The following is a 9577-nucleotide window of genomic DNA, read 5'->3' on the forward strand; positions in this document are numbered from 1 at the left end:
CGTTTCAGTGCCCTCCGGAAGTTTCGCGGTTGAGACGCGGCCTGCGAGAAACTCGACGGGTGCGGGCGACGTCTACTCGTCGCGTCGGCGCGCCCTCGTGGGTGCAGACCGTGCGCCCATCGGGCCCGCCTGGGTGCCCCTCCGTCGTGCCTGCGCGGGCGGTTCGGGTGGGCGTGGGCGGACTTTGCACAGGGATCGAGGCGCGCCGCGTCTGTCGCGTTTTGACCCAAGCGCGCGCGCGATGGTTTTGGCGGAGTTCGCGGGACGACGAACTCGCGGACGTACTATGATTTGTCACCACCACCACCCTCGGGGCTGCGGCCTTGCAAAAAGAAGAACTCATCTGGACCGAACCCGGCGATGAAGAGCCGGAAGGGGAAGGCACAGTCGTGGCTTCCGGGAAGGATGGTGCGAGCAGCGGCGACTACGACTTCGCCCCCGGTTCGCGGGTTGGTGAGTCGCGCTACGTGGTGCTCTCGCGCATCGGCTCCGGCGGCATGGGGGTGGTGTACGCGGCCTACGATCCGGACCTCGATCGTCGCGTCGCCCTCAAGCTGATGCACCAGCAGGCCGAGGGCTCGGACGAGGAGATCGAGCGCGCGTCTCGACGCCTCCAGTCCGAGGCCAAGGCGATGGCCCAGCTGAGCCACCCCAACGTGATCACGGTCCACGACGTGGGCACGATCAAAGATCGGGTGTTCATCGCCATGGAGTTCGTCGAGGGCAAGGAGCTCTCGAACTGGATGCGCGAGCCGGGCCGGGACTGGCACGAGATCCTCGAGGTGTTCATGCGCGCGGGCGAGGGCCTGGTCGCCGCCCACGAGGCCGGCCTGGTCCACCGCGACTTCAAGCCCGACAACGTGCTCGTCGGCGACGACGGCCGGGTGCGCGTGCTGGACTTCGGCCTCGCGCGGCGCTTCGGCGCGAGCCGTGACCTGGCCGAGCGCAAGACGGCGGTCGACCGGGAGGCCGGCACGCCGGCCTACATGTCTCCAGAGCAGCACCTGGGCAAGAAGCTCGATCACCGCTCCGACCAGTTCTCGTTTTGCGTCGCGCTCTACGAGGCCCTCTACGGCGAGCTGCCGTTTTCGGCCAAGACCCGCATCGAGATCGCCATCGCGGTGACCGACGGCCAGATCGCGCCGGCGCCCCGGGGCTCGACGGTGCCCGGGTGGATCCGCTCGGCCCTCGTCCGCGGCCTCAACCCCGACCCCGACCAGCGCCACGAGAGCATGGCCGAGGTGCTCGAGGCCCTGACCCGCGACCCCTACCGGGTGTGGCGGCTCGGCGCCATCTGGGGCATGGCCGGCCTGCTCGTCGTGACCTTCGCGGTGCTCGTCGCCCAGGCTACGCTGGCGTCCAACGAGGGCGACGAGGGCGAGACCACCGAGGGCGCCGAGGAGCCGCTGTGCGCCGACGGGAGCGAGCGCATGGCCAAGGTCTGGGGGTCGACGCAGCGCGACTCCCTCGACAGCGCCTTCGATGCCGTCGACAAGCCCTGGGCCGAGGAGCAGGGCCCGGCGGTGGTCACCGGCTTCGACCAGTGGGCGAAGGGGTGGGAGAGCGCGCACCGGGAGGCTTGCGAGGCCACGCTCAACGGCCAGCAGAGCGAGGAGGTCATGAACCGGCGCATGCTGTGTCTCGACAACGGTCTGGCGGTGTTCGGCGAGCTGGTCGGCACGCTGACCTCGGGCGAGAGCGGGCTGGCCAGCGCCCTCGAGCTCCTCAACGAGCTGCCGGTCCTCGAAGACTGCTCGGCCGAAGGCGTCGAGTCGAGCCAGGAAGACGGCGGCGCCCTGGCGGGGACGGACGAGCACGGCGAGATCGCGGTGCTGCTCGTCCGGGCGCGCCAGCGCGGCGTCGCCCGGGACATCCCCGGCGCCCTCGAGGTCGTCGCGGAGGCCATCGACGCCGCGCGCAAGGACAACGCCCGCGCCATGTTGGCCAAGGCCCTGTTGCTCCGCGCCGAGCTCGTGCTGTCCACGGGCGACGTCGAGTCGGCGGTCGCCGACCTCGAGGAGGCCGAGCTCAAGGCCGAGGCCCTGGGCGCCGATGAGATTCGGGCCTCGGCGCTCGTCAGCCTCGCGCGCACCGACGCCATCGCGGGGCGCCACGCGGAAGGCCTGCGAAAGATCGCCCGGGCCCGCGCCATCTTTGGGCGCCTGGGCACCCCCGAGTACCAGCGCGCCGAGCTCGAGCTCGTGTACATCGACATCCTCGACGCCGTGGGCCAGCGGGAGAAGGGCGAGGCGCTGGCCAAGGACGTGATCGGGCGGCTGTCGAGCGGGGGCACGGCCGACAGGGCCGCAGGTTCCATCGCCGGCCTGCGCCAGCTCCGGGGTCGCCTGCTGACCACCCTGGGCCGCTACGACGACGCGCGCGTCGAGCTCGAGCTCGCCCGCGACTACTGGATCGACAACTTCGGCGCGCAAAACCCCAACGTCGCGTCGGTGCGCGTGGACCTGTCCGTGCTCGCGGAGGTCCACGGAGACGTGGCCCTCGCGCTGCGCGAGCGCGAGGCCGTCGAGAGCATCTACGTCGACGCCCATGGCCCCAACTCGCCCGAGGCCGGAGAGGCCGTCGAGGCCCTCGCTCAGCTCCAGCGTCGCCTGGGCAAGCTCGACGAGGCCCTGGCCAACCAGCGCCGGGCCCAGACCATCTACGCCAAGGGCGGCGACCGCCAGCGGCTCGCGCTCGCGCGGGCGCTCATGGGGGAGGGCGTGCTGCTGCGCGAGCTCGACGAGCTCGAGGAGGCGGGGACCGTCTACGCCCGCGCCCGCGAGACCTGGGGGGAGGCCATCGAGGCCCAGCCGGAGGGGCTGCGCGATGCCTTCCGCGCCCGCTACGGCGTCGAGATTGCGACCCTCGAGTGCGAGCAGGGCGAGGTGTCCGTGGCCCTCGGCGCCCCCGTGGCCGCCCGCGGCGTGCTCGAGCGCGCCCTCGGGACTGCCCTCGACGCGGACGCCCGCGCTCTCGTCGCGCGGATCCGCTTCGCCCTCGCCGGTGCCTGGGTCGCTGGCGAGGACGCGAACTGGGAGCGAGCCCTCGAGCGCGCCAACGCGGCCCGGCGCGGCTTCGAGACCCTGGGCGACGTCGAGTCCGTGGCCCGCGTGGACAACTGGCTCACCGCGCAGTGAACTTTTTTGCCCCCGCGGGCGCTCTCGAGCCGGGGGCGCTTCGTCGCTCCGCTCCTCCGCTTTGGCGTGGTGGGCAATGGGAGGGCATGTCGCCCCCGCTCGCGGGGGCGTGGTTTGGCGGGGGTGCGGGGAGCGTGTCGAGGCGCGGGGGCGAGTTCGGCGTGGTTTGGCGGGGCTGAGGGAGCGTGTCGAGGCTCGGGTCGGAGACGAAGCTGCCGACCGCCTGGTTCAGGGCAGGGCCATGCCGCGCTGGCAGTCCTCGACGGCGTCGAGGCTCAGGCTCGCCAGCTGTCGCTGCTGGGTTCGCGCGAGGGCTCGCGTGTTGACGAGGGCTCGGCCGCGGCTGCGCAGGGCGAGCTCCATGGCTTGGACGTGGCGCCAGCGGGCGGGTCCAGCGGTGAGGGCGTCGCGGAGTCCGGCGGCGTCGAGGGGGCGGCCGGCGTGGTGGCGGAGGCTCGGGTTGTCGTCGAGAGTGGCCCGCGCGTTGGCCCACCAGGCTCGGATCGCGGCGGGGTCGGGGAGGGGGAGCTGGGCCTCGGCGTCGGGGACGAGGTCTTCGTCGAGGTCGTCGGCGTCGAGGGGCGGGAGGCTCTCGGCGGCGGTCTCGGGCGGGGGGTCGCGCCACAGCTCGTCTCGGTCCACGGGCAGGCCCGCGACCGCGCACGGCAGCTCGGCGGCGAGGGGGCCAAACTCGGGGTCGTCGAGGAGGGGGAGGGCGGCCTCGACGGCGTCGGGGCGCCCGGCGTGGGCGCAGGCCCAGGCGCTCGTTCGACGCAGCTCGGGGTCGTCGAGGTCGGCGAGCAGGCGGGCGTGGGCGCTGGCGTCACCGAGCACGGCCACCCAGGTCGCCGCGGCCCGACGCATCGCGGGCTCGGGAGCGGCGAAGGCCCAGTAGGCCGCGGACGCCCACGCCCCCTGGACGCCGAGGAGCAGCGCCGTGGTGATCGTCGCCTCGCGCAGCTCGGGGTCTTCGGCGCGGCCGAGGCGGTCCCAGATCCCCGGCGGGGGGTCGAGGCGCCGGAGCCCCTCGGGGCCGCCAAAGCGCGCCAGGGTCACCGCGGCCCGGGCCGTGGCCACGTCCGCGCTGTCGAGGTGGGGCCGCAGCCAGGGCCCGGGGACGTGCTGGCGCCCGGCGAGGACCTCGAGGCGCGCCGAGACGCCGAGGGTGCTCGCGCCCTCGAGGTCCGCGAGCAAGCGCCGCTCGGCCGCGGCGGGGTTCGAGCTCATCGAATCGGCGTCGAGGTCGAGGCCGAGCTGCAGCCCGCGGACCAGACCTCTACGCCGCTCGTCCTGGGCCTCGTCGAGGAGGCCCAGCAGGCGGGCCCAGCCCTCGGCGTCGAGGCCGACGGTCAGCGCCATGGTCGCCGCGGCGCAGCGCTCCTCGCTGCTCACCGGGCTGTCGAGCGCGGGCCACAGCAGCTCGCGGGCCACGGCTCGCCCGCCGATCACCAGGCCATCGACGTGGGCGAGCAGCCGCGCCTCCGGCCCCTCGGCGATCTCCTCGAGGGTGTAGTTCGGCGCGTCGAGGGTGGACGCCCACACCTCGAAGCAGAACTCGGCCTCGTCGAGGTGCTGCTCGACGAGCTCCCAGAGGATGTGGTCTTCGTCCGCCATTGCGAGGGTCCCGCGCGGGCACCTTACTGCGAGGGGTGTCGAGCTCGGAAGGGGCGGCCTGGCGAAGCCCGCAGGTTGTGCGCATGGGTGGCGGTCAGTCGGCAAAAATGACCCATTTTCGGTCGGTGGTCATTTTTCTGGGCTCGATCGTCGAGTTTCGCTTGCAAAAATGACTCATCGGACCAGTATGGTCAGTACGTGAGCGTGCCCGTAGACCGCCTCACCGAGCAGCTCCACGGCTACATCGGTGACATCGACCCGAGCAGCCGAAAAGGCCGCCGCCGCCTCGCCATCATCGAAGCCGCCACGGCCCGCTTCAAGGCCGAGGGCTACCGGGCGACGAGCATGGACGACATCGCCGCGGACGTGGGCGTCGCCAAGGGCACGCTCTACCTCTACTTCCCCAAGAAGATCGACCTGCTCATCGCCTGCTCGGCGCGGGAGAAGCTCGAGTGGATCCCGCGCTTCACCGCGGTCTTCGACCCGTCCACGGGCTCGGCCGCGGTCCGCCTCAAGCGCTGGCTGACCCTGCTCCTGACCCTCCCGGGCGAGTCGCTGAACATGCGCCTGCTCGAGGACGGGGTCGAGGAGATCCTCGCCGAGATGCCCCAAGAGCTCGTCGCTCAGGGCAACGCCAACGTCGCCGAATACATCGCGCCGATGCTCGACGAGGTCGCGGGGCACCACCGCTGGAGCCTGGTCGAGCTCGTCGATCGGGCCAACGTGCTCCGGGCTCTGGCCCACCTCGGCCCCGTGCTGCGCCACGAGCACAACCACCCCGGCATGAGCACCCAGCGCTTCGCCGCCATCTTGGCCGATCTGGTCGTCGATGGCCTGCGCCCGCGCCCGCCCGGCGACGTGCCGGCGGACGTGAACGATCCCCCAAGTCCATCGTCGGTCTCTGCCGACAAAGACTCCACCGAGTCAGGAGAAGCACCATGAGCATGTCCCGCCGCAACGCGCTGACCGCCCTCGCGGGCCTGTCGGCCCTGTCCGTCGCCGCCTTCACCCTCGGCCTGCCCGCGCCGGCCCTCGCCGCGCCCCAGCCCGGCGACCCCGAGTTCCCGCGCTACCTCCTCGACCAGGTCGACGACCAGTACCGCGGCCGGTCCAGCCACGGGACCATGACCATGGCGGTCAAGACCAAGCACTGGGAGCGCTCGATGAAGCTCGAGAGCTGGTCGCTGGGCGAGGACTACTCGCTGATCCGCATCCTCGAGCCCAAGAAGGAGCGGGGCACGGCGACCCTCAAGGCCAACGGCGACCTGTTCACCTACCTGAGCAAGACCGGCCGGACCATCAAGATCTCCGGGGCGTCCATGGGCGGCTCGTGGATGGGCAGCCACTTCACCAACGACGACCTCATCAAGGACAGCCGCCTGGCCAACGACTTCGACTACGCGCTGCGCGAGGGGCCGACCATCGAGGGCGAGGCGACCTGGGCGGTGATTCTAAAGCCCAAGCCCGACGCCGTCGTCGTGTGGGGGCAGATCGACGTCATGGTCCGCAAGTCGGACCTGCTGCCCGCGGGCCAGCTGTTCTACGACGAGGACCTCAACCCCATCCGCAAGCTCGAGTTCTTCGAGTACCGCGAGCAGGCCGGGCGCAAGCTGGCCGGGCGCATGCGCATGACCCCCCTCGACAAGCCCGGGGAGTTCACCGAGATGCGCTACGAGCACATCGACTTCGACGTCGACCTCGAGCCCTCCTTCTTCAGCGTGCAGCAGCTCAAGGCCATCTAGGCCGCACTCACATTCGCGGGAGCCAGCGTCATGTTCGACGACTTCAAGCTCGCCTGGCGCAACGTCTGGCGCAACACCCGGCGCAGCGTGGTGACCATGGCCGCGGCAGCGATCGCGCTGTTCGTCATGATCCTCTACACGGGCCTGGCGAACGGCTACCTCGAGCGCCTCGAGGGCACGATCCTCGACCTCGAGGTCGGCGACGCCCAGGTCTTCGCCGAGGGCTACCGCGAGAAGCCGTCGCTGTACACGGCGATCCGGGCGGGCGAGGGCCAGGACGAGGGGGCCCTCGACGCCGCCTTCGCCAAGCTCGAGGCCGAGGGCTTCGAGGCCGCGCCGCGCCTGCTGGGCGTGGGCCTGGGCGCGAGCGAGGACAACTCGGCCGGCATCCAGATGATCGGCATCGACGTCGCCGCGGACAAGGACGTGGGCAAGATCCACGAGCGCGTGTTCGAGGGCGAGTGGCTGTCTGCGGACGAGCCGGGCGTGGTGATCGGCCATCGCCTGGCCGACAGCCTCGGCCTCGAGGTCGGCGGCGAGCTGGTCGTCCTGTCCCAGGGCGCCGACGGGTCCATGGCCAACGACCTCTACCCGGTCCGCGGCATCCTCGGCGGCGTGTCCGAGCGCGTCGACCGGGCCGGCGTGTTCATGCGCGGCGAGGACTTCCGCGAGCTCATGGTCTTCTACGAGGGCGTGCACCAGGTCATCCTGCGCGTGCCCGAGCAGCCCGACGCCCCCGACAAGGGCCTGAAGGCGGGCGCCGAGCGGGCCCAGGCCATCCTCGACGAGGCCGGCGTCGAGCAGGCCCAGGTGTCGACGTGGCGCGAGCTCCAGCCCGGTCTGGCGTCCATGCTCGAGACCTCCGCCGCGGGCCTGGCCGTGATGATGGCGATCATCTACGTCGCCGTCGGCATCGTGGTGCTCAACGCCATGCTCATGGCGGTGTTCGAGCGGACCCGGGAGTTCGGGGTGCTCAAGGCCATCGGCTTCGGGCCCATGAAGGTGCTGCGGCTGATCCTGATCGAGACCGCCATCCAGGGCGTGTTCGCGGTCTCGGCCGGCGTCCTCCTGGCCATCCCAGCCAACTACTACATGGTCCACACCGGCCTGGACATGAGCGGCGACGGGAACCTCTCGGTGATGGGCATGAGCATCGACCCCATCTGGCATTCGGTGGTCACCCTCGACACCTACCTGACCCCCGCGATCGCGCTGATCGTCATCATCGCGCTCTCGGTGCTCTACCCGGCGCTGCGGGCCGCCTTCATCCAGCCGCTGTCGGCCTTGCGGGACTGACCAGAGGAGCGAACGATCATGGCAGGACCTCGGCTTCCCCTGTTGGCGTGGCGCAACCTGTGGCGCAACGGCCGACGCACGGCGATCACCTTGTTCAGCATCGCCTTCGGCGTGCTCTTGGCGGTGGTGTCCACGGGCATCGGCGACTCCTCCTACACCGAGATGATCGACTACGCCGCGCGCCTCGGCGGCGGCCACGTGGTCGTCCAGCACCCCGACTACGTCGACCAGCCCTCGCTCGAGAACTCGATCCGCGTGAGCCCGGAGGCGCTCGAGGCCGAGCTCGACACCCTCGACAAGGGCCGCGCGCGGGTCGTCGGCGTGGCCCCGCGGATCACCGGCGGGATCATGCTGGCGACCTCGTCCAACAACGTCGGGGCCGGCGTCGTCGCCATCGATCCGCGGGCCGAGAGCGAGACCACCCTCGGCCTGGTCGAGGCCCTGAGCGAGGGCGAGATGTTCGCGGGCCCCGACGACAAGGGCATCATCCTCGGGGCCGTGCTCGCCGAGAACCTCGACGTCGAGCTGGGCAAGAAGGTCGTCTATACGGTCACGGACAAGAACGGCGAGATCGCCAACGGGCTCGCGCGGGTCAGCGGGATCATCGAGACCGGCGCCCCCGAGATCGACGGCGCGACCTGCCTGATGCCCATCGGGGCCATGCGCGAGGTGCTCGGCTACGAGGACGACGAGCTGACCCAGCTGGCGGTGTTCATCGACGACCACCACCACGCCGACGCCCTGGCGACCCAGCTCGACGCGGCGCTGGGCGAGTCGGTCTCGGCCCTGCCGTGGTCCGGCGCGCTCCCGGACCTGGCGGCCTTCGTGTCCGTCAAGGAGGGAGGCAACGTGGTGATGCAGGCGATCATCACCGTGCTCATCGCCGCGGGCATCTTCAACACCATGTTCGTGTCGGTGATGGAGCGGATGCGCGAGTTCGGGATCCTCGCGGCGATCGGCTTTTCGCGGGTGCAGCTGTTCGCGCTGATCGTGTGGGAGAGCCTGTGGGTGGCCCTGTGCGGGCTGATCGCGGGCGTCGTGCTGACGGCCTATCCCTACTACTACCTGGCGACGACGGGCATCGACACCGCGGAGCTCGCGGGCCAGGGGGCGCAGGTCTCCGGCGTGACCATGCCGGCGGTGATGTACGTCGGCCTCTACCCGCCCCACGCCGTGGTGATCGCCGGCGCCATCGTATTTGCGACCCTCGCGGCCGGGCTCTACCCGGCCTACCGCGCCGGGCGAGTCTCGCCCGTCGAGGTCATCCGCATCGTCTAGAGCTCTGGCTCTGGCTCTTCCTCCTTCTCCCGAGATCGTCATGGCAGGACCTCGACTCCCCTCGTTGGCGTGGCGCAACCTGTGGCGCAACCGTCGACGCACGGCCATCACCGCGTTCAGCATCGCCTTCGGCGTGCTCTTGGCGGTGGTGTCCACGGGCATCGGAGACTCGGCCTACGGCTCGATGATCAACTTCGCCGCGCGCCTGGGCGGGGGCCACGTGGTCGCGCAGCACCCCGACTACCTCGACGAGCCGGGCCTCGACCACTCCGTGCGCTTCGACGAGGACCTGCGCGGGCGCCTCGAGGCCCTGGAGTCCGAGGGCGCCATCGTCGGCTTCGCGCCGCGCGTCAGCGGCGGGGTGATGCTGGGCACGGCGTCCAACAACGTCGGCGCTGGCGTGGTCGCCATCGACGCGCGCTACGAGGACCAGACCACCCTCGGCCTCGTCGACGCCATCGTCGAGGGCGAGATGTTCGCGGGCCCCGACGACAAGGGCATCATCCTCGG

General features: G+C 71.2%; 6 protein-coding genes and 1 pseudogene. 6 read left to right on the forward strand and 1 reads right to left on the reverse strand.

Annotated features, from left to right (window positions below; translation table 11 throughout):
- Positions 1-389: 389 nt before the first annotated feature.
- A complete protein-coding gene (locus PPSIR1_RS44085) occupies positions 390-3137 on the forward strand; it encodes a serine/threonine-protein kinase (protein ID WP_157596071.1) in 2748 nt (915 codons plus the stop codon).
- Positions 3138-3365: 228 nt separating this feature from the next.
- On the opposite strand, the gene PPSIR1_RS28435 is transcribed toward PPSIR1_RS44085, so the two are convergent.
- Positions 3366-4751, reverse strand: a complete 1386-nt coding sequence (locus PPSIR1_RS28435) for a hypothetical protein (RefSeq protein ID WP_006974653.1) — start codon at positions 4749-4751, stop codon at positions 3366-3368.
- 198 nt (positions 4752-4949) lie between these two features.
- On the opposite strand from PPSIR1_RS28435, the gene PPSIR1_RS44090 reads away from it, so the two are divergent.
- The 5 genes and pseudogenes from PPSIR1_RS44090 to PPSIR1_RS28460 all read left to right on the forward strand — a co-directional run.
- On the forward strand, positions 4950-5693 hold the full coding sequence (locus tag PPSIR1_RS44090) for a TetR/AcrR family transcriptional regulator (protein WP_006974654.1): 744 nt from the start codon (positions 4950-4952) through the stop codon (positions 5691-5693).
- Positions 5690-6493 carry an outer membrane lipoprotein-sorting protein gene (locus tag PPSIR1_RS28445; RefSeq protein WP_006974655.1) on the forward strand — a complete coding sequence of 268 codons (804 nt, stop codon included), beginning with the start codon at positions 5690-5692 and terminating at the stop codon, positions 6491-6493. Before PPSIR1_RS44090 ends, PPSIR1_RS28445 begins: the two co-directional genes overlap by 4 nt.
- Positions 6494-6523: 30 nt before the next feature.
- Complete coding sequence (locus PPSIR1_RS28450) at positions 6524-7789, forward strand: ABC transporter permease (protein WP_006974656.1); 1266 nt, start codon at positions 6524-6526, stop codon at positions 7787-7789.
- Between the two features lie 18 nt (positions 7790-7807).
- The gene (locus PPSIR1_RS28455) at positions 7808-9067 is read left to right on the forward strand and encodes an ABC transporter permease (RefSeq protein ID WP_045116915.1); all 1260 of its coding nucleotides are present in this window, start codon (positions 7808-7810) and stop codon (positions 9065-9067) included.
- 40 nt (positions 9068-9107) lie between these two features.
- Positions 9108-9577 (forward strand): annotated as a pseudogene (locus PPSIR1_RS28460) (ABC transporter permease); the annotation flags it as partial.

Origin of the sequence: Plesiocystis pacifica SIR-1, from assembly GCF_000170895.1 — a bacterium.
Taxonomy (GTDB): Bacteria; Myxococcota_A; Polyangia; order Nannocystales; family Nannocystaceae; genus Plesiocystis; species Plesiocystis pacifica.